The 20,856-nt window shown below is 45.0% G+C and carries 12 protein-coding genes and 5 pseudogenes; 4 read left to right on the top strand and 13 right to left on the bottom strand.

The features are described 5' to 3' along the window. Positions 1-2,036 precede the first annotated feature (2,036 nt). Positions 2,037-3,208 (top strand): annotated as a pseudogene (locus CS022_RS01595) (Card1-like endonuclease domain-containing protein). A gap of 71 nt (positions 3,209-3,279) precedes the next feature. Here the strand turns inward: CS022_RS01595 and udp are convergent. The 6 genes and pseudogenes from udp to CS022_RS01570 all read right to left on the bottom strand — a co-directional run bounded on the left by udp (position 3,280) and on the right by CS022_RS01570 (position 10,493). After that, positions 3,280-4,040: pseudogene (gene udp, locus CS022_RS01590) on the bottom strand (uridine phosphorylase). Positions 4,041-4,275: 235 nt separating this feature from the next. After that, positions 4,276-6,609, bottom strand: a complete 2,334-nt coding sequence (locus CS022_RS01585; RefSeq protein ID WP_129120803.1) for a zinc/cadmium/mercury/lead-transporting ATPase — start codon at positions 6,607-6,609, stop codon at positions 4,276-4,278. A 191-nt stretch (positions 6,610-6,800) separates the two neighbouring features. Next, the gene (locus CS022_RS01580) at positions 6,801-8,375 is read right to left on the bottom strand and encodes a phosphoethanolamine transferase (RefSeq protein WP_129120860.1); all 1,575 of its coding nucleotides are present in this window, start codon (positions 8,373-8,375) and stop codon (positions 6,801-6,803) included. A 94-nt stretch (positions 8,376-8,469) separates the two neighbouring features. Beyond that, positions 8,470-8,838: a diacylglycerol kinase gene (locus tag CS022_RS01575; protein WP_129120802.1), complete on the bottom strand. Its 369-nt coding sequence runs from the start codon at positions 8,836-8,838 to the stop codon at positions 8,470-8,472. Positions 8,839-9,189: 351 nt separating this feature from the next. Then, positions 9,190-9,573 (bottom strand): MATE family efflux transporter, encoded by a 384-nt coding sequence (locus CS022_RS27600; protein WP_328590299.1) that lies wholly within the window; start codon positions 9,571-9,573, stop codon positions 9,190-9,192. Between the two features lie 29 nt (positions 9,574-9,602). After that, a complete protein-coding gene (locus CS022_RS01570; protein WP_328590298.1) occupies positions 9,603-10,493 on the bottom strand; it encodes an MATE family efflux transporter in 891 nt (296 codons plus the stop codon). A 392-nt stretch (positions 10,494-10,885) separates the two neighbouring features. On the opposite strand from CS022_RS01570, the gene CS022_RS01565 reads away from it, so the two are divergent. Beyond that, positions 10,886-11,356 (top strand): LEA type 2 family protein, encoded by a 471-nt coding sequence (locus CS022_RS01565; RefSeq protein WP_129120801.1) that lies wholly within the window; start codon positions 10,886-10,888, stop codon positions 11,354-11,356. Positions 11,357-11,427: 71 nt separating this feature from the next. Here CS022_RS01565 and CS022_RS01560 read toward each other — a convergent pair whose 3' ends face one another. Beyond that, positions 11,428-11,844 (bottom strand): CBS domain-containing protein, encoded by a 417-nt coding sequence (locus CS022_RS01560; RefSeq protein ID WP_129120800.1) that lies wholly within the window; start codon positions 11,842-11,844, stop codon positions 11,428-11,430. A gap of 211 nt (positions 11,845-12,055) precedes the next feature. Then, the gene (locus CS022_RS01555) at positions 12,056-13,360 is read right to left on the bottom strand and encodes a DUF945 family protein (RefSeq protein WP_129120799.1); all 1,305 of its coding nucleotides are present in this window, start codon (positions 13,358-13,360) and stop codon (positions 12,056-12,058) included. Positions 13,361-13,702: 342 nt separating this feature from the next. On the opposite strand from CS022_RS01555, the gene CS022_RS01550 reads away from it, so the two are divergent. Continuing rightward, positions 13,703-14,266 (top strand): outer membrane beta-barrel protein, encoded by a 564-nt coding sequence (locus CS022_RS01550; RefSeq protein ID WP_129120798.1) that lies wholly within the window; start codon positions 13,703-13,705, stop codon positions 14,264-14,266. A 36-nt stretch (positions 14,267-14,302) separates the two neighbouring features. Here the strand turns inward: CS022_RS01550 and dsdC are convergent, their stop codons facing one another. Continuing rightward, complete coding sequence (gene dsdC, locus CS022_RS01545) at positions 14,303-15,214, bottom strand: DNA-binding transcriptional regulator DsdC (protein ID WP_129120859.1); 912 nt, start codon at positions 15,212-15,214, stop codon at positions 14,303-14,305. Positions 15,215-15,348: 134 nt separating this feature from the next. Next, positions 15,349-15,933, bottom strand: coding sequence for a TfoX/Sxy family DNA transformation protein (locus CS022_RS01540; RefSeq protein WP_129120797.1), 585 nt, complete (start codon positions 15,931-15,933; stop codon positions 15,349-15,351). 446 nt (positions 15,934-16,379) lie between these two features. On the opposite strand from CS022_RS01540, the pseudogene CS022_RS01535 reads away from it, so the two are divergent. Beyond that, positions 16,380-17,281, top strand: a pseudogene (locus CS022_RS01535) (lysine exporter LysO family protein). A 57-nt stretch (positions 17,282-17,338) separates the two neighbouring features. Here CS022_RS01535 and ptsG read toward each other — a convergent pair. From ptsG to holB, 3 genes and pseudogenes are all read right to left on the bottom strand, one after another. Next, a pseudogene (gene ptsG, locus CS022_RS01530) lies at positions 17,339-18,760 on the bottom strand (PTS glucose transporter subunit IIBC). Between the two features lie 327 nt (positions 18,761-19,087). Beyond that, positions 19,088-19,870 (bottom strand): TatD family hydrolase, encoded by a 783-nt coding sequence (locus CS022_RS01525; RefSeq protein ID WP_129120796.1) that lies wholly within the window; start codon positions 19,868-19,870, stop codon positions 19,088-19,090. A gap of 47 nt (positions 19,871-19,917) precedes the next feature. Continuing rightward, positions 19,918-20,855, bottom strand: a pseudogene (gene holB / locus CS022_RS01520) (DNA polymerase III subunit delta'). Position 20,856 lies beyond the last annotated feature (1 nt).

Genomic DNA, 20,856 nt, shown 5'->3' with positions numbered 1-20,856 from the left:
ATAGATTCAGGTCAGGTGCATGATCGCCTTGATTAACGGCAATCGACAACTGATAAGGTCTGCTCGTTCCTGATGTCGCATCTTCAAGCATAAATGGTAAAGCAAACCACTCTTCGCCCGTCACAACATCGACCTTCTGGTGTTGGGTGGACTCGTAGTCATACGTTTGTCCGTCGTTGCAACGCACAGGTGTAATATCCAGCACCGCAATGCGGCCATCAGCATCATCGAGATACAAACTGAGCAAACCAGGAATCGAGGTATCGACCAGAACAGGCATGGCATAGCAGGTCACACTTGATAAAGCTGACGCGAGCATGTCAGAATAAAACACAACAGTTTCCTGAGAAGCAGTTACGGGGGCTTCAGGCACTGAAGTTACATCATCGGCTGATGCAATTTCCTCGTTGGGTTGCTCTTGCGAAGCATACACTTCCAGTCCTTCAGATGGCAGTTCCGATTCACCTTCAGTCACAGCCTCCTGTTTGGATAGCTCAGATTCCTGTGAAAGCTGTACGTTAGAGACGGCGAAACTGACCGGATGAACATGGCTGCCCCCGTCCAGCATTTGAAGAGGTAATGTAAAGGTGACCGAATCCCCGACAATGCAGATATTTCCATCAGCACTTTCATACTCATCAAGCTGAGTAAAACTTGAGAGCGTGCCATTTATGATAAGTGAATTGGCATCAAAAGCAGTCACCGCAGTAAACTCGATCACTTTCTCTGCATTCAAAAAACCGCAGAGAGAGAAATAACCATTTCTTTCCGCGTCGAAACCACACATTAGGCTGATTGATATCGACTCACCGCCCACTGACAGTCCGTTTAGCGCAAACTGAAACGGAATGAGTGAATCAGAGGCAATCTGCATAGACCCCGGCATTAAGCCGATCGAACCATCGTCAACGGTCGTAGATTGGCTAAGGACTAAAGAAGAAGCGTTCATGCTTTCACTAACGTCCGTCATCATTGGTGTCTCCAACTCTTTCTGGATGTTGCCGTCGCTGTAATCACTGCTCTGCGCAGGCATGTTTTCGTTGAATTCATCCGCCATTATTTCCGAATTAACCATGCTTTGTTCCATTACACTTTCAGCAGCCTCGCTGTAGGCATCTGTTTCTTGGGATATGGCAACTGATACTTCCGGGGAATCTTGGACGTCACTGCAGCATTCATCCGGTAGAACCGCCCCCATTTCTGTTGATGTAAAGACCTGTCCATCTTGCTCAATAATATCAACAGCATTAATAAATCCTCCGTTGACACCCGCTTTCATTTTATGGGCGGATGAAACGAAGCTGGATGTGGGATCGATCCCCTCTATGACCATCTTTTGAATCGACACCACATCAATATCGAATGCCACATCGGAATTGAGCTTCTGCGGATCAAAATCGACCATCAGGTCGGTTATTGAGAGCTCAGCGCCATGCGCCTCTCTGTCGAGGAAATTAATACAGGCTATAGACTGTTGGTCAATTTCATAGCAGGTACCGTTGAGCGTGGCAGTAATGTTGCTGCCTACCCCCGTCATCAATACATGCCCTGCGTCCAACCCGATGCCCTGAGATGCTGGAATAACGAATCCGTCGCAGGTAAGCAAATAGGCTTTACCCGCGCAGTTTAAAACATGTAAAGTCGGCTCATGGTCAAGGCCATACATGCCGCCAGCTCACCTCAGTGTTATTACCAATAATTTGCACTCGAAAACAGAGAGCCTCAGCCCAAAAACACCACGCATATCCCTAATGAATGAAAGGGATATGAAACATTTATGCATACTTAAGACTAGGTAACTTTTTGAAGATTTTTAGGGTAATTAGAGAAAAAACATCCATCACTGAGTAAATTTGTGTCAATTAAAGATAAAAATTCAGTTAGGTACTTGATTAAGCGGAATATTGACCCGATATTAGAAAATTCAATCAATCTAAAGATTCATGCACTTACTTTCCATCCTGCCAGTCCAGAAATAGCAGTGTTCTACAATTCAGGCTCAGGCGGACAGTTAGCAGCATTCAGATGGAGAAGTTATGTCAGTTCATGTTGGTATTATTGATAACGATCCAGTGAGGCTTATCACCGCCGTTTTACATCAAAAGGACGATGTCGATAAGCTCATTTTGATCGGAACTGCCGAGCAAAAACAGCAATTTACCCGCTTCACCGATATACTGACTCCAAAAGGCATCGACAGTGAATTTTTTCAAATTCCCTCCAATGTCAGCATCTCAGATATCAAGTCCTCCATTCACTCGCTGGCGAAAAGCTCAAAGATCGTGGAGATGAGGTTTTCTTCAACGCCAGTTGTGGCTTAAGACACCGTCTGTTGTCAGCCTATGAGGTTTTCCGCTCATACGGGTGGCATATTTATGTCATCGAACCATTCAGTGATGAACTCTGCTGGCTCTATCCTGACAGCAAAAAGCACCAACAGGTTGAGGACCATATCGGCATCAATGACTACCTCACGTTGTTTGGCGCAAGAAGTGAATTGCAGGACGAAACCATCGTTCAATCACTCGACAAGAAGGTGAAATATCTTGGCGAGAAATGGGCGGGTAATGCTCAAGAATTGGGGCCGGGACTTGCTACCCTCAACTATCTCGCGACCACTTGCCGTAAAGAGCAGAAACTGGATGTCGAATTATCTGAAAAGCAGCAAGGCTACCGTGAATTGGCGATGCTGATTGATGATTTAAAAGACGTAGAGCTTGCCAGCTACAACAGAGGTGTTCTTTGCTTTGCTAATGAAGAAGCACGCCGCTTCGCAAACGGTGAATGGCTTGAATGTTATGTGCACTATTTGGTCGGCGAGATCCAGCACGAACTGTTGACCATTCAGGATAACTCGCTGGGCGTACAGGTCTATCGCAAGATTGGTGATATTGAAGTACGCAACGAACTAGACGTCGCGACTGTTGTGAATAACAAGCTGCACATTATCGAATGCAAAACGAAAAGCATGTCAAACGATGGCGATGATACCCTCTACAAGCTTGAATCTTTGCGTGACTTGCTGGGCGGCCTTCAAGCAAGAGCGATGTTAGTCAGTTTCCGTCCGCTTCGACACCATGATGTTACAAGAGCGAAAGACTTAGGTCTGGCGCTTGTTGGTCCTGAACATCTCGGAGATTTGAAAAACTGCTTGTTTAATTGGTTCTTAGGTGCTGGCGGCTTGGATAACGCTAATCCAGTCCATTAATGGCTTATCGAAGGTCTCAGAGATAAAAAAGCCGGACACTTGTCCGGCTTTTTTATTGTGAACAGTATGAGTTACAGCAGTTTACGTGCAGCCTCAACCACCACTTTGATCGAGCGCGCTTCTGTTGCAGCCAGTGTTTCGTGATCAGGTGTTTCGGTATTGTTGCGGTTAATGATAACCCCAGCGACACAACCGGCTCTCAGGCCCGAACTTGCGCACATGGTCAACAACGTCGCTGATTCCATCTCATAGTTCAGTACACCCATGTCTTGCCATTCTTTCATTGACCCCTGAAAACGGCGAACAACACGACCCGTCACTGTATCGTAGCGTTCCTGACCCGGGTAGAAAGTATCGCTCGATGCGGTAACACCAGTAAATACTCGAGCACCAGATTCGTCTGCGGCCGCTTTCATTGCTGTTGCGACATCAAAATCTGCAACAGCAGGGAATTCCATCGGCGCGAAGTGAGAGCTGGCACCATCAAGACGAACAGAAGCCGTGGTAACAATCATGTCTCCCGGTTCAATCCCCGGTTGAATAGCACCAGTTGTTCCGACGCGCAGAAAAGATGTCACACCCAGTTGAGCAAGTTCTTCCACAGCAATAGAGGTTGATGGACCACCAATACCCGTCGAGCAAATAACAACAGGGTTGCCGTCGAGTTTTGCACGAAAGAGGTGTATTCGCGGTGAGCGGCTAGAAATTCTGGCTCATCCATTAACTTCGCTATTTTTTCCACTCGGCCCGGATCGCCCGGAATGATGGCAAGCTCAGCACCTTGTAAATCATTTTTGGTTACGCCAAGGTGGAATACTGCAGTGTCAGACATTAATTTTCTCCCATTAAAACAGCCATTGCATTCGATGGGCGATGGCTGAATCCAGCGTGCACTTAAACAGGCTCGTTTCACAAACGACTAAACTAACGGCAATATCGCGAGAATAAAGTGACAATAATCACTTTATTCTCATTTGACTGGTTTTCAATTTCAATATTATGCAGAGAAGATCACTAAATTGAAGGGGTGTAAGTCATCTCCGCACACTATACCGAATTCTCACTCACTACTTTTTCAGTAACCTTAGCGCATTCATCGTGACTAACGCAGTCGCACCGCTGTCGGCAAGAACGGCAACCCAGAGGCCTGTTATGCCAGCCACACTCGTTACGAGAAAAATAGCTTTCAGGCCTATTGCGAGAGCAACATTTTGACGGACATTCGACATTGTCGCTTTCGCCAAACCTATCACTTCAGGCAAATCTTCGATACGGCTGTGGCTAAGAGAAATATCTGCAGTTTCAAGAGCAACATCAGTACCGCTTCCCATAGCAATGCCAACCGTTGCGGCTTTCATTGCCGGCGCATCGTTGATCCCATCACCTATCATTGCCACTGTTTGCTGCCTCGCGAGTTTCTCTACCTCTGCCACTTTGTGTTCAGGGTAAAGGCTGGCACGAAAGCCCATCCCAAGTTTACCGGCCATCGCCGAAGCAGCTGTCGCGTTGTCGCCGGTCAGCATGATCGACTGAATACCCATTTGCGATAATGCGGACACTGATGATTGGGCCCCCTCCCTCAGCACGTCTCGCCATGCAATAAGGCCAAATGGTTCTTGATCAACGTACGCAATGGCCACCGTTTTGCCTTGCGCAGCAATACCATCAGCGATTGATTGTTTCTTTTGAGTAAGTTTCATCGTCACAGGTAACTTATCTAAAGCAATAACCTGAATATGCTTACCATCAACATTTCCCGACACCCCCTCGCCTGCCTGCGCGTTTCGATTTTCAGCATGTCGCGGAGTAATGCCAAGCTGTTTTGTGTGAGAGACCAGCGCAGTAGCCAGAGGATGATGAGAGCCCACCTCGATGCCAGATACGTTCGCGAGGAAGGCGTCTTCCTCACCTTTCCACACAATGATATCCGTCACTTCTGGTTTACCCTGTGTCAAGGTACCTGTTTTATCAAATGCTACAGCATCTACCTTACTCAACGCCTCCAGCGCTGCTCCGCCCTTAATGAGAGCACCACGACGCGTGGCAGCAGCAAGCCCGGAAGTAATCGCCGCGGGTGTCGATATCACCAATGCACAAGGACACGCGATAAGCAATAAAGCCAATCCACGATATAACCAGACATCCCATGTTTCAGCGAAAAAAGTAGGAGGAATAACCACAACCAATGCCGCAACCAAAATCATTAACGGGGTATACCAGCGGCTGAATCGGTCTATAAATCTGTCAACAGGTGCTTTTCTCGACTCCGCCTCTTCAATCAAGCTAAGGATTCGGTCAATGGCACTCTCTCCCTGACGCGAAGTGACGGTCAACGTCACAACCTGGTCGACGGCGAGAGACCCAGCCATGACTTTCTGGCCAACGGCAATATCAACGGCGACTGACTCTCCCGTCAGCGCACTCTGGTCAAAGCTTGCTGCTCTATCGAGAACAGCACTGTCAGCTGGCAAACGCTCACCCGGCGCAATTTCAATCGTATCGCCCGGATTCAATTCATCAATAGGCACGCGCGCGCGCTGACCATTGGTCTCAATTCGAGTCACCTCTTCAGGAATCAAAGACATCAGTGCTTGTATGCCGTCTCTGGCTCGGGAGGAGGCATACGCCTCAAGGCGTTCCCCAATGAGAAACAGCACCAGAACCATGGCAGCTTCGGTACTTTCACCGAGATACAACGCACCTATAGCGGCAATACTCATCAGCATCTCAATGGAAAAAGGCGATCCTGATTTGGCAAGATTGAAGGCTTTTTTGAAAATGGGATATAAGCCAATAACGGTGGCAGCAATAAATAGAGCTTGTCCGGTTTCGGGCATCCACACAGACAAGATGGCCGCAAACACCATGACAGAAATCAAACTCAACAATATGGATTCTTTAATGACGCGCTGCCAAAATGTCAGCTTTAGCTCTTTTTTAGTTTTTTTGGCAATCGCTGAGAGGGGAAATCCGGCTTTGTTAGCCTGCTGTTTAACGTCCTCCGATACCTGTTGGCTGTTTGCATCTGGGAGAAAATCAACACGAAGTTTTTCTGTGGCGAAAATGACCCGCGCATTCGCCACCCCCTCAACACTGGAGACAGCAGATTCAAGTTTACCCGCACAACTCGGGCAATCCATATTTGATACCTTCCACTGCTCTGAAGCCTTTAAGGTTGGATTGCCTAGTTCTTCAAGTTTGCCATTTGCTTCAGAGTTGCAGCAGCGTTTACCTGAAGCGGGTTCTTCTGGATCGGGGTATTCCGCCGAAGAACATTGGATTTCAGAATTGTCTATGCTGCAGCTAGGTTGGGCAGATGAAGGCACAGAGACAGCTTCATTCTTCTTCACATGAGTATGTTTCGGGTTTTTGCACGTCGATGATAAGCAAGGTTTAGACATTGTAAACTCCACGTTTCGGTTGTTATGAGCTCAGTGTAAACCTTGGACTTAACTCTAAGGTCAAATCCTTTTTTGATTTATTCGTCGGTAGGGAAAAAAAATTGGAGCGAGGAGACAGAACAAAAAACAGGAGCAGAGGGGAAGTAAATAGAACCAGCAGGGCCCGAAAGTGCCCCACTGGTTAATGGAGATTAATTGAAAACGCTTTTCGCTTTGTCCAATTCCGTCGTTTCGACACCGAAGAAGTCAATCAAACTGTGGAAGAGATTATCATGTGAAAATTGCCCTTCCTTTGCACGGGTCACAAGCCTGTTGTAATCGACGCCTTTCGCTTCTGCATAACCGTCACCCATCCAGATAAGCCATGGTACATGTGTTTGTTCTGCCGGGGCGAACATGTATGGTGTGCCATGCAAATACAGTCCATTTTCACCCAATGACTCGCCATGGTCAGAAATATACATCATCGCAACGTTGTACTTGTCCTGATAACTCTCAAGCTTCTCAATCACTTTACTCAAGAAATAGTCGGTATAGGCAATCGTATTATCGTAGGTGTTGACGATTTCTTCATCGGTACAATTTTCGATATCACTTCGATCACAGGTCGGTGTGAACCTCGTCATTTCTGCAGGGTAGCGCTTCCAATATGTTGGCCCATGGCTACCTATGGTATGCAATGAAATCAGTTTGTCGCCTTGGTTTTCGTTGATTGTCTTATCGAAATCTTCTAACAACACTTCGTCATAGCATGTCATTCCATCACAAAACTTATTTGAAGATGATGCGTTGACCACTTTCATTCCAATCATCTTAGCAACGTCTTTATCACCGCCGTCATTATCAACCCATGTCATAGAGACACCCGCTTTTTTGATAATGTCCAACGCATTACTCTGACTGTCAGCGACGCGGCGTTCATAGTTCGTTCGCTCAAGCTTTGAGAACATACAAGGCAGTGAGTGCGCGGTCGAGGTACCACAACTACTAACATCAGCCAGTGACACAACGCCCTTGCCTTTGGTGTAGGGGTTGGTATCGCGGGCATAACCATTGTAATGAAAGTTCATTGCGCGAGCGGTTTCACCAACAACAAGGACCATTAAAGTCGGTTTCCCATTTGCTGCGGGAATCAGTGTCGCGTCGTCACCAAGCTCCCGGTAAGGCAGCTTGGGTTCAAAATTCTTTTTATAGCCATATTTGACTGAGTTAAAAATATGAGCCGGGACAATCATCTTTTTAATTTGCACGTTATTGCGGCCCATCGATACATAATCTTTGTAATAGGCACCAGCGATACCTGCGATACCGACAACAGCAACAGCGAGGATCGCCATACGGCTAATCACTCTGCTTCTCAGTGGTTTATCTTTCTTAATTTTCACCACTGCAATGAGCAATGACGGAACAACACCCAGTGCGAAAACATAAAGGAATGAGCTCAAAGAAAGGTACGACGCCGCCTCGCTGGTGTTGGTCTCAAAGATGTTTTCCATCATCGAGTAGTCGAACATCACCTGATATTTTGCCGTGGCAAAACAAGCAGCGCCTGATGTCAGCGTAATAAAAATAAACAGAGGCCGGAACAGGTACGGGATGGCAAGTGCGGAAAATATGATAATAAACAAACACGTGAGAAGAAGTGGCGATGTGTAAGCGAAGAATCCACCATGTGAACTCGCGGTCACCGCCATAATTTCCGAGATCACCGGGAAATTCAGGACAAAGCCAAAATAGAATGACATCGACACAATGAATGTCGACATGGATATCGAGAGTTTATTACGAATTGACGTCATAGTGCTCGCCGAAGAGGCGTTTTGAGTCGTTGTTGTCACTTAAGTTTTCCTACCACAAGTTTCAGCTGAAATGGCTATAAAAGATCACGAACCACGTCATTGCGACGAGTACCAGAGCAAAGAATACAGCTGCTGAGCCCATGTCTTTCGCCCTTCCACTGAGCTCATGAAACTCAGACCCGACGCGATCAACCACAGCTTCAACCGCAGAATTAAGCAACTCGACAATCAAAAGGAAAATAACTGAACCGACTAACAAGCATTTTTCAGTAAGATCGAAGTCGAATACCGCAGCCACAATCACCGATACAGCAAGTAATACAAACTCCTGACGAATGGCCGCTTCGTGCTTAAATCCAGCCTTGATACCCTGAATGGAAAACCCTGTGGCTTTAAGAATACGCAACAAGCCTGTATGACCCGGTTTCACTAATGAACCTCCTGACTAGGCAACTGACATGAAAACAGACAAAAATGTAAGATCTGAATATCAAATGACCAGTAAACCCCATGAATGATCGACGATAGTCGTTGATTGCGGATGTCGGTATATAGCGCACTGAGAAGTCAGTGACACGAATGAAAACGTCTATAGCCCGAACAATTTCGGGGGGTAAGTATACTTAATTCGTGATTAAAATCATAATTTATTGATCACTAAAAGCAATAGGGTTCATAATCATGACAAGTCACCTTCAAAATTAGAACAGCATCACAATAACGTAACTATATGTTTTTTATTGAATAAGATTATGGTTAATGACAAGTTTATGAATGCCCATTAAATCGTACTCTCTCCCTTTTCTATACGGGATATAAATCTCAGAACGAAACAATAAGCAACAACACCAAATACCATTGACCCCAACGCATTACCTATCAGTACGCCTTGGGTGCCAGCAACCTTCCCTCCGATATAAACAAAAGGGATGGTTCCCAAAGTCGCTTTCCCCATATTAAGCATGGTCGACCATGAAGGTCTGCTTAAGTTATTAAACGCAGCATTGGCAACAAACAACATGCCATTAAATACAAATGTAATGGCAAGGAAAGTACAGAATAGTGACACCATTGACGCTGCATCACCATGTAAACTGAACGCAGAGATAATCGCGCTTTGAGCGAAATAGAGAATGAGTGCGGCAATAAGACAGTATCCGGACATGAATTTGAACGCCTCGTAAACCGTCTCTCTCACCCTGGCAATTGCCCCGCCCCAACATTCTGTCCAATAATGGGTCCAACAGCGCCTGAGAGGGAGAAGATAAGCGCAAAAGAGACTGGCATCAGTCGACCAATAACGGCGAACCCTGCAACAAACTCTTCACCAAAACGTGCGACCTGGCTGGTGACAATGGCATTGCTGATCGGTGTTGCCATATTCGTGATAATCGCTGGAATCGCTATTTTGGCTATGTTTGGCATCCCCGTAAGGAAGCTCTTCCCTGATGGCATAGCCAGTAAGTCATGTACACGCACAAGACCGCGCATTGCCACAAGGAACAAGACAACGCGCGACAAGACAGTGGCAGTGGCAGCGCCTTCAATCCCCATGGAAAGGCCGAAAATAAATAGCGGATCAAGAATGGCATTGGCAAAACCACCCGCTAGTGTCGCAGACATTGAGCGCTTGGCATCTCCCACCGCCCTCAACGCAGAAGCTCCAGCCATCCCCATCGCCACTAATGGCGCACTGGGCAACATGATCACAAGATAATCTTTTGCTTTTTCGGCGACGTTACCTGTCGCACCAAGAACGGACAACAGTGTATCCAGTGATAGCAACAATATACTAACAACAGAAATACTGACCAGAAGCGCGATCAGAAGAATATTTGCCGTCATCTCCCTTGCATGATCTCTTTTACCCGCTCCGATGGCGCGACTGACTATCGCCCCCATCGCAATTGATGTCCCTATAGAAATGGATGTAGCAAAAAATACCACAATGCCAGCAAAGCCAATTGCTGCCGTCAGATCAAGGTCTCCCAAAAGACTGATGAAAAACATATCAAGCAGATCGACTAAAAAGATCGCCATCAGCCCGATTGCACTCGATACGGACATAATGCTGATATGTTTCATCACTGATCCAGTGACAAATTTAGCGTGTTTTTGAGGAGACATGAATTAGGCGTTCTTATTAACGAGCATGGGCGAGATAAACGGATAGTAACTGCCAATGCGACATAGAATCAATGAAAGGTAAGTGTTCTTTTTCCTATTCCCGAAAGTCGGTTACCAATAAACTCAAACATTTCCGGACAGTGTCTTCAATTCAAGGTTTAAATACAAAAAAGTTGATGGTTGAGTGTCGTCAGAGCCTATAAAATGACGGATATCGGAATTAACAAGAGTTAACCTTTAACGTTAACTACAACACAGGACACTCTCTTGCAGTATATTAAAACTTTCTTACTATCATCCTTTTGGCATTGCCTTTAGCCGGGTGTAAAACTCTGAACAGTGCAGTCGAAATGGCCAAGAAAATGGAATTCGAGGAGCCAACCTTCACATACAAAGACTACGATATTTCCAATGTTACACCGCAAGAGGTCACAGCAGTGTTCAATGTTGAAGCTGCAAATCCCAATGCATACGGTGTGAACGAAATTTTTGCCGATTATGAACTTTTTGTCGAAGGCAATCGACTAGTGCAGGGCTCAAAGCTCGACATAAACCTTAATGCCAATCAAACATCTGATATTCAAATACCTGCAACAATCAGATATGACGAATTGCTTAAGCCACTCGGCGCGGTGACAAGGCAAGTACTTTTGGGAAAAGCGTCCATCCCAGTTGATGTGGAATTAAAAATATATGGTCAACCTTCATTGTCTTCAGGGTTTCTGGATATCAGTCCATTTCCAATAAACCGAACAATCAAAAAGACCATCGACATCCCTATTCCAAAGGATAAGAGCTCGCTACTCAAGGCCCTTTTCTAGCCTTTCATGCTCCTTGAGAGACAAAAAAGATGCGCATGCGCATCTTTTTTAGGTTAAACGCTAAGAGGTAATCATACCGGATGTAAAAATCCATCACCTATCTGAGTGCTTATCGCTCTCAAAATATCACGACGTGTAATTAAGCCCACTAGCCTACCACTATCGCACACAGGATAAACCTTAGGTTTCGTTGGAACCATCTGCTCAGCGAGACGCATAATGTTGTCGTAGGGTGACACTGACAGTACTTCTTTGTACATGCAGTCTCCAACTGTCTTTGAGTCCTGGCAGGAATACCCGACCTTGAGCAATTGTTGAATCATATCGAGCTCAGACAAGAACCCTACTATCTGGTGCCTGTCATCAATGACAGGTGCACCTGACTGATGCGTTTTTAATATTTTGTCCATCGCCTCTGAGAGAGGCATCTCTGGCGTAAATGTCACTGGCCGCTTATTCATGTAATCTTCAACTTTTATCGATTCCATGTAGGTCCTCCCTTTGGAAAATACCGTCAGAGCGCATTAGACTCTGTCCTTACATTCAGTGTTGGCTAAAGTCTGAGATTTACTAGATTTAAACCCGTAAATTTTACGTTTTGTCACAAAGGTTAAACGAGTTTCCTGAAAATTTTTACGAAGACAGAACCAAAAAAGCCCAACATATGTTGGGCTTGTATATCGATATTGAAATAAAGTATTACATCGCCAACTGTGCGAAATAGGCGAGTGGGAATTCTTTGCCCGTTGGAGAGACCAGCACTTCTCCCTTGAGAGTGGCATTGATTTCTGTAAACGCACCTTTTTCTTCAACAAAGCCCATACTGGCAAGCTCATTCAAAAAGTATGTCGCAGAGGGCTCCATGTTAACCAATGCCGTAGGAATTGACGCAGAGATTTTACCACCAAGTTTATCGAGAAGTTGCTGTATATTCTGGGTGGCGTTTTCAATTCCAGGAGCCACATCCAGTTTAATATCGACACTCGTCTCGCCTTGAGGGAGTTGAATTTTGGCTGGAGAGAACGACACTTTCATCCCTTTCTCTATCAAGGTATCCAGTGTGTGCATCATCGAGACCATTTCCATGTCAGATGGCTCACCAACCATGGTGTTGGACAACTCATACAGCTTCAATACTGCATCTTTGTCCAGACCCTCTGCTCCAAAGCCAAATTCGAGTCCTTTGAGCTCAAACCCTGATGTAGGCGCTGTGAACCCTTTTACCTTTATCAGGTTATCTGAATTAACAACTGTTCTTGTCGCTTCTGCTTCTTTAACATCAGAAAACTGATTAGAAATGCTGACCGCTAGACCATCGAGGGCAAAAGTACTTTCTAGGTCACCATCAAACGAAATAGAGCTAAGGTTGAGGTCTTGAGTACCAATCCACATGCCTGCGTCGATATACCCGTTACCCGTTCCCGAGAAACCCGTCATTTTGAGCGACTCACCTGTGTTAGACACAGCGTCCAGAGACTCCATGTTGTAGGTGAATGTTCCGTTGAAGTTCTTATCGAATTGCCCCTTCATTACCAAAGGCTTACTGGTAACTGAAAAGCCGTCTTCGTTTCCATTAAACCCGTCAACTGTCATGTCAACGTTGGTAGAACCCGTTATCGATGTCTTTTGCTTGATTAAAATAGGCGATTTTTCGTTACCCCAGACAACACGGGTAATATCTTTGAGCTCCGGCGTCATATCCAACACCGTTGTGGATTCAACCCCGGTAAGGCCATGCTCAATCGTATGATTCAAGGTATAGCTAGTTGGCAGCCCCTCTTCAATCAGTGTCTGTTTTACTTGACCAGTCATGTCAATTTTTGTCACCGCAGTCGAAGATAAATATCCCCGCTCATAACTCAAATTGGACACACTGAATTCGGGTTGGTTAATGTTTTTCAGTTCTTCTTCGTAGGCCGACTGGCCGATTTGACCCATTGCGAATGGCCACAGAGCGACAAGCGCCACACCACCACCAATTGCCGCGTATTTCCCAAATATCATGGCGCCACCTTTTTAAGTATTGAAGTGTAAGTAAATATTGTAAACGAAAAAGGGCTAGTTTCGTTCAAATCCTTTTTGAGTTTAATAATAAATCTAGACATTTTTAACAACGATGCACAATAAAGACTGAGTACGATGTATCACTGCCTTGCGCCGACCGAACAGAAAATAATCGATTAACGTTATTCTAGGATGAAACAACACCGAGCATTTCTGGGATAGATGAGATATGAATTGCAGGTTATTACGTCAAAAAAACAGGCGGTATAAGGCTTGGTCTTATTGTTTCTGGTCATGTATTGCTATTAAAATGGTTTTACAAACTAATTGACGAGATTTTCCATGCGCAAACTTGTATTTATCGGAACTTTGCTTGCATCCGTAGTTTCAGCTCCAACAATGGCCATCGGTCAGGATTTAAACTTAACACCAAGCATGAGCAACTTTTCTTACGACTATTTTGATGTCCGCGTTGGCTTGAGTCCTGTTACTTATGGTGGCGGTGTTAGCATGTCTATTCACCCGAATGCCCACGTGAGAGCTGAAGTGGATACTGAGTTTGACAAAGACTGGGATTTTACTGGCGCCGTAGGCTTCCATGCACCGGTGAATGACTGGGCCGATATTTATGGCGAACTGGCGCTTCGTAACGTCAAAAAGCGCGACGTATACAAAGATGGCGAATTCGGCATTGAAGTTGCTATCGGTGTACGTCAATGGCTGACCCCTCAACTTGAAGTCGGCGGCGAAATTGGCCACGTCAGCATCAAAGAAGAAGATGAGAAAGTATTTGGTTCTGTCACTGGAAGATTCCATGCAACCGAGCTTTTCTCTATCGGAGCACAATTCCGCTTCAACGAGATATACGACGACCAACTCGTACTGAGTACTCGTTTTAAGTTCTAAAAAAACGCTGAAAACAATCAATAGCCTCGAACGAGGCTATTCTTCTTTCACTTCGTCTTTTAACCACTGTTCAAAAACACTGATTTTTGACGATGTTATAAGGTCTTTTCGATATACCAAATGATATGAAAAAGGTGCAGCAACTGATTTTTTAAACGGTGCAACTAAACGTCCTGTCTCCAGATCCTGTCGAACATAACTCACTCGGCCAATCGCCACACCTAACCCGCTTCTTGCAGCCTCAAAGGCCATGTCTGCCCTATCAAAACTTGAGTTTTGATAGCCTAGTTTGGTGTCCGTTTCACTGGCCCAAAACTGCCACTCATCATTCAAGCCTGCACTTGCCCACGGTGCCGCATCATGCAATAGGTGACAATGAATCAGATTGTCAGGTTTGTCATAAAGATCGTGTTCACTGGCATATTCTTGGCTGCAAACTGGCTCAATAACATCATCAAACAAAAAGCTACTTTTTAATCCGGTATAACGACCGTCACCATAATAGATTGCACAGTCAAATGCCTCAGTCTGAAAGTCGACGAGATCGTTACGGGTTCTGACATGGAGAGTTAACTCAGGATACAACGCAGAAAAACGATGTAATCGGGGCGCCAACCATATTTGTCCAAACGTAGGAGGAACACATATCGTCAAATCACCAGATAAGTGCGCTTGCTTAAGTTCTCTCAATTGAAGACTGATGGCAGAAAATTGCTCTCTCAGTGATAATTTGAGCTGTTCACCTTCATTCGTGAGAGCCAACTGACGAGGACGTCGGATGAATAATTGGACGCCGAGTTTACTCTCTAGATTTCTGATCCTGTGACTGACGGCGCTTTGTGTCAGATTAAGTTCTGACGCAGCGCGTGTAAAGCTCATGAGTTCAGCGGCGACACTGAAGCAATGTAAGCCAGAGAGTAAGGTCGCGGATAAAGTCGGTGTTTTCATCGAAAAGGAACACAAAAAAGGACAAACTGCATGAAGCATAACACGCTGAATCTGTTCGGCTTGGTTTTCTTCGTTAGCAGCCACCAGAAACAAAAAAGACCACAATTAAGTGGCCTTTTTAAGCAAAATTAGCGTTAGATAGCTTCGAGTAATTGTTGTTTTTGCTCTTCACCAATCAGCGTGTAGTGAACACCTGTTTGAGCGCCAACGAACATCCAAAGTAACTTAACGTCAACATCATAACCGTGTGCTTCTTGTACCATCTTAAAAATCTCTTCCGGCGGAAGAGAGAAGAAAGTATCAACATCAGCGATGCCAGATTTCTTCAACATACGCTCAATAGTAAGGCGAAGATTCGGCAAGTCTCTTAAGCGTTTGTTGGATTTTGAGTCTCGATACTCTTTTTCTGCCACTGACGTCTCTATGGACTTTTTTACTAAAGTCTCCAGCATTTCATCCTGCTGTTGGTATAGAGAAGTCACATCATAGTAGTTTACTACGGCTGTTGAACTTTTCTTTACATGAACAAACTTCTTACATTCTTTTGCAATCAATTTGTCAGTGAGGTCTTTTCCGCCTCTCAGGTAGATTTTTTCATCTTTTACAAGCGCAAACATCGCACCGTTTACAAAGAAACCGGTGCCGCCAAACATTGAGCGCTTTTCAGTTTCACCAACCTGTTGTAGATACGCGACAAAGCCTTCCTTTACTTCAAACATCTGCGTCTCCTGCTCCCTAAGCGAATTGTTGATCAATCCTTATCTAATTTCCTGATGCGAATTAATCATGACTTAACTCAAAGGAGAAGTCTGCAAAATATCCTTAAAACTAACACTTGTGTCACATTAACAATACAGTGAGTCCAAATATGATACATGTGTAATGTTAACGGGAGTCATAAAAGTTACCTCGCGTTACATGTTTTTTTTCGGGGCATCTAATGTACTAGTCAGAGGTTTATTCACGTTTTTCTTGAATATCTGAGTGGATAACCGCAAATCATGTTTTAAGAGATGACATTGAAGAGAAAATAACTTTGTGGTGTTAACGCAGAAGTATGAATAAATGGACTTGATAGGCTGTCATTTCAGGGTTTCATCTTTTGTAGGCCGCTGTTAGTCTCAACGCTTCATGTACCAACCCTCTTGAATTCAGTGAGAGCCAGATGTTTCCTGATGTTTTATACATATTTGTGCCTTTGGTAATTGGATACTTTGTAAAGATAAAAAGCGCCAAAAAACTTGATTTGATCAATATCTCCACATCACGCCTCGTTTTCGTCATTCTTGGCCTAATGGGTCTCAGTCTCGCTGGCCTGGATAATTTCGGAGAGAATGTTGGCCAGATAATGCTTTTATCAGCCGTATTTTTTGTCACTATCGGCGGAATGAACCTTTTAGCACTGCCACTTCTCGATATGATTTGGAAAACCGAAACAGAAGCCCGAAGCCAAAAACTTCCATTTTCGAGAATGATGTTTGAATCAGTAAAACTTGTTGTCGTTGTGGGGTTTGGGCTGATCGTTGGGCTAATTTTTGATATGGGCTTGAGTTGGGTTGATACAGCAAGCGAGTACATCTTATTGTTCCTGCTCTTTTTGATTGGTATTCAACTCAGAAACAGCGGTATGACGCTGAAGCAGATAGTTGTTAATAAACAAGGCATGGCCGCAGCGCTAACGGTCATCATTTCCTCGTGGATTGGTGGATTAATTGGCGCATGGCTTTTGGATATACCTTTAATCATGGCCTTGCTATGGCTTCAGGGTTTGGTTGGTACTCTTTGGCGGGAATATTAATGGGGGATGGCTTAGGGCCAGTTTATGGCGGCGCATCGTTTCTGCTCGAACTGGCGCGGGAAATGGTTGCAATCATTCTGATCCCCATGTTGATATCTCGCTATACCATTACAGCGATAGGTTATGGAGGAGCAACATCCATGGATTTCACTCTGCCAATCATTCAGAGTTCTGGAGGCATTCGGTGTGTGCCTGTTGCTATTGTCAGTGGCTTTATTCTTAGCCTTTTAGTTCCAGTCTTCATGCTGTTTTTCATGTCGTTCGGTTGAGGCATACTGATAAAAACAAAAAAAGGAGGGCAAGAGCCCTCCTCTTGATAAGTCGTATTAGCCGTTATGTCTTATCCACTCATCCATGTCAGATTTCAAATTATCTGACTTAGTACCGAAAATAGCCTGAACACCACCGCCCGCCACGACTACGCCCGCTGCGCCTAGCTGTTTTAATTGTTCTTGATTAACTTTATCGACACTGGCCACTGAGACTCTCAATCGAGTAATGCACGCATCGAGGCCAGTAATATTCTGCTTGCCGCCAAATGCCATCACAAGATCCTTCGCTAATTCGGATCCACTGGCTTCAGTCTTCGTCGTCTTGTCTTCGTCTTCTCTGCCCGGCGTTTTTAAATCCAGCATGACAATGACGATGCGGAATACGACGTAATAAATTACGGCATAACCCAAACCGAACATCACCAGTTCAAGCATTTTACTTGCGTTGGGAGACTGAACAAAAAAGTCTATAAAGCCATTTGAAAAAGTATGCCCATGTACAATGCCGAAGTAGTTTGTTAGTACATAAGCCAAGCCAGCCAAAATCGCATGAATGACATACAGAACGGGTGCAATAAAGAGAAACGCAAATTCAATCGGTTCAGTGATACCCGTCAGAAAAGACGTGAAGGCCGCTGAGATCATAATACCGCCAACTTTCGCGCGGTTCTCAGGTTTTGCAGAATGCCAAATTGCAAACGCCGCTGCAGGTAAACCGAACATCTTGAATAAGTAGCCCCCTGCCAGCTGACCAAAGCCATTTCCTGCTGCCCGAGACGCATCATCTGCCGTTAAGAAGCAGGTCATGATGCCGTGTGCAACTTCGCCAGATTTATTGACACAGGTACCCGCTTCGGTAAAAAAAGGCACATTCCAGATATGATGAAGACCAAATGGAATCAATGCCCGCTCTACTAAGCCATAAATACCAAACGCGGTGACCGGGTTTTGATTCGCTGCCTAGTCAGAAAAGCTGGCAATAGCGCTACCAATGGGTGGCCAAATCACTGACAAAATTAAAGCTAAAGCAATAGAACAGAAACCGGTCATGATAGGAACAAAACGCTTACCGGCAAAGAAGCCAAGAAAATCAGGTAGCTGAATACGAAAGAAGCGGTTAAAAGCCCAACCCGCGACACCGCCAACAAGAATACCACCAAGAACACCGGTGTTGACCTCAGTGCCCGCAACGATATTCAATGTTGCAGTCATGATGCCATAGCCAACAATAGCGGAAAGCCCAGCGACACCATCATTATTGGTAAAACCAAGTGCAACACCAACAGCAAACAATAAAGGGAGCTGATCAAATACAGATCCCCCTGCCTTTTCCATCACATGCGAAACAATATCGGGTAGCCAACTGAAGTTTGCAGCACCAACACCGAGTAAAATACCTGCAACGGGAAGAACAGAAACTGGCAGCATCAATGCTTTGCCGACTTTTTGCAGGTTGGCAAACAAGTTTTTAAACATGTTTGGCTCCTATTTAGAATTATGACTTTTAGCACTGTAACCTCTGGACACAGAGCGCATTTACATCCAAAAATTTGGACTTGGTCGCAAACTATATATCGACAAAAAACATGCAACAAGCAGGGCAAGTGAAATTTAACGACTACTGACAAGTCATCATAGTTATTGAGCTTGTTGTTAAAAAAATGCGATTGGCAACAGATATTTATGTTCTAAAAATAAGTGTCATGTCTGACAGTTCTACATAGGGCAAAGTACACATACGTACCAACGAAAAAGGCCAGACTGTTCGTCTGGCCTTTTTGACATTAAACGAAATAAGTTCGTTTAAGCTTTTCGTTGAGCGCCTGAGAATAATCGGAAAAAATTATCCGTTGTCACTTCAGCGACTGTTTCAAATGAGGTTCCCTTGAGGCTGGCAATGTAAGCCGCGACTTCATGGGTATAAGCTGGCTGGTTTTGCTTTCCTCGATAGGGAACAGGTGCCAAGTAAGGAGAATCGGTTTCCACCAGCAATCGTTCAAGTGGAAGTCGACGAACAACCTCTTTCAACTCTTCTGCTTTTTTGAATGTCACAATACCGGAGATAGAAATATAAAAGCCAAGTTCAATCGCAGCTTCAGCCATTTCAAGGCTCTCTGTAAAGCAGTGAAGCACACCGCCAACTTCCTTCGCATTTTCTTCTCTCAGGATACGGAGGGTATCCTCTCTCGCCATTCGGGTGTGAATAATGAGCGGCTTTTTCAGTTCAACAGCGAGTCGAACATGCTGACGGAAAATATCTTGTTGCTTTTCAGCTAATTCAGGCTGGTAATGATAGTCCAGCCCAGTCTCGCCGATGGCCACGACGCGCTCGTCAGACGCCAGCGCTTTCAACTCTTCAAAATCGAAGCCTTGCTCAATATCAAGCGGGTGAACACCACATGATGCAAACACATTTTCATATGGACGAATCATATCCATCATCTTTGGGAAGCTATCGAGTGTCACTCCCACAGAGAGGAAGTAGTCGATACCTCTTTCTTTGGCTTTCTCAAGCACATCTGCAACATCGCCATGTTGCTGTTCGTAATCAAGCTTGTCGAGATGACAATGCGAATCCACTAACACGTTACTACTCCGATTCGGAAATTAATTGGACGACTTCTTTAGTGTGTTCATTCATTGAATTGACGGAGCCAGTTGCTAATCATCAATTCTTTGTTTAAACCACTATTACGCTGTAAATCTGCTGCTAGCTTATTCAATGCAGTTAACTGGCTCATAAGTTTACTTACGCGAGATTGGTTGCCAAAAGCCTGAGTAAGTCACCCATGTCACTATGCACAATCCCTGTATCACTACCTTGCTGAATTTTCATCGCATCAAGTAACAGGAAGCTTATCCAGTTGAGCCCAGACCTTTCTGATTTGACCAACAGTTCACTGACAGTAAATAGTCCCTGTTTCTTTTCAACAAACGTACAGAATGCCTCTACCAGTTTTGCGTGTTTTGCCGTGCCACCATTTTCAATAAACGCCTTTGCGGCAAGCGGCGCTCCACGGTGGAGCCTGATAGTCTGAAGAGGCACGCTTTCGAACAGTGCGGACTCCACCCAACGCTTTGCAACATTTTCATCCGGCAACTCAGCTTTCCATTTATTACATCGACTCACGACAGTCGGTAGAAGATGATCTATCGCTGCCGTTAAGAGAATAAACTGACAACTAGATGGGGGCTCTTCCAATGTTTTGAGTAATGCATTAGCAGCCGCTTCTCCCATCAACTCGGCACCGTCGATAAGTATGACTCTTTTACCACCCAGCTGAGAGGTTTCCCATGCGTAGTGATTTGCTTGCCTCACTGCATCGACACTGATTTGCTTCCCCTCTGATTCGGGGCGAGCTTGATGGAGGTCAGGGTGATTCCCTGCATCGAATAGTTTGCAACTATGACATTGATGACATGGCTCTTCATTCGATGTTCTGCAAAGCACTGTTTTAGCGAGCCGACCTGCAAGCGCAATGCGCCCGCTACCTTCTGGTGCAGCCAATAAGATGGCATGGTGGAGTCGGTCTTGCTGCAACAACACTTGCCATTGCTGCCATATGTTCATT

The organism is Veronia nyctiphanis (assembly GCF_004116385.1).
GTDB lineage: Bacteria > Pseudomonadota > Gammaproteobacteria > Enterobacterales > Vibrionaceae > Veronia > Veronia nyctiphanis.
This window is presented reverse-complemented; position numbering and strand designations above follow the sequence as displayed.

What these genes read in the sequence shown, in the direction of transcription:
- CS022_RS01585 (WP_129120803.1), bottom strand. Translation starts at nt 6,609, where the DNA reads ATGTCTAAACCTTGCTTATCATCGACGTGCAAAAACCCGAAACATACT.
- CS022_RS01580 (WP_129120860.1), bottom strand. Translation starts at nt 8,375, where the DNA reads ATGTCGACATTCATTGTGTCGATGTCATTCTATTTTGGCTTTGTCCTG.
- CS022_RS27600 (WP_328590299.1), bottom strand. Translation starts at nt 9,573, where the DNA reads ATGTCCGGATACTGTCTTATTGCCGCACTCATTCTCTATTTCGCTCAA.
- CS022_RS01570 (WP_328590298.1), bottom strand. Translation starts at nt 10,493, where the DNA reads ATGAAACATATCAGCATTATGTCCGTATCGAGTGCAATCGGGCTGATG.
- CS022_RS01565 (WP_129120801.1), top strand. Translation starts at nt 10,886, where the DNA reads ATGGCCAAGAAAATGGAATTCGAGGAGCCAACCTTCACATACAAAGAC.
- CS022_RS01560 (WP_129120800.1), bottom strand. Translation starts at nt 11,844, where the DNA reads ATGGAATCGATAAAAGTTGAAGATTACATGAATAAGCGGCCAGTGACA.
- CS022_RS01555 (WP_129120799.1), bottom strand. Translation starts at nt 13,360, where the DNA reads ATGATATTTGGGAAATACGCGGCAATTGGTGGTGGTGTGGCGCTTGTC.
- CS022_RS01550 (WP_129120798.1), top strand. Translation starts at nt 13,703, where the DNA reads ATGCGCAAACTTGTATTTATCGGAACTTTGCTTGCATCCGTAGTTTCA.
- dsdC (WP_129120859.1), bottom strand. Translation starts at nt 15,214, where the DNA reads ATGAAAACACCGACTTTATCCGCGACCTTACTCTCTGGCTTACATTGC.
- CS022_RS01540 (WP_129120797.1), bottom strand. Translation starts at nt 15,933, where the DNA reads ATGTTTGAAGTAAAGGAAGGCTTTGTCGCGTATCTACAACAGGTTGGT.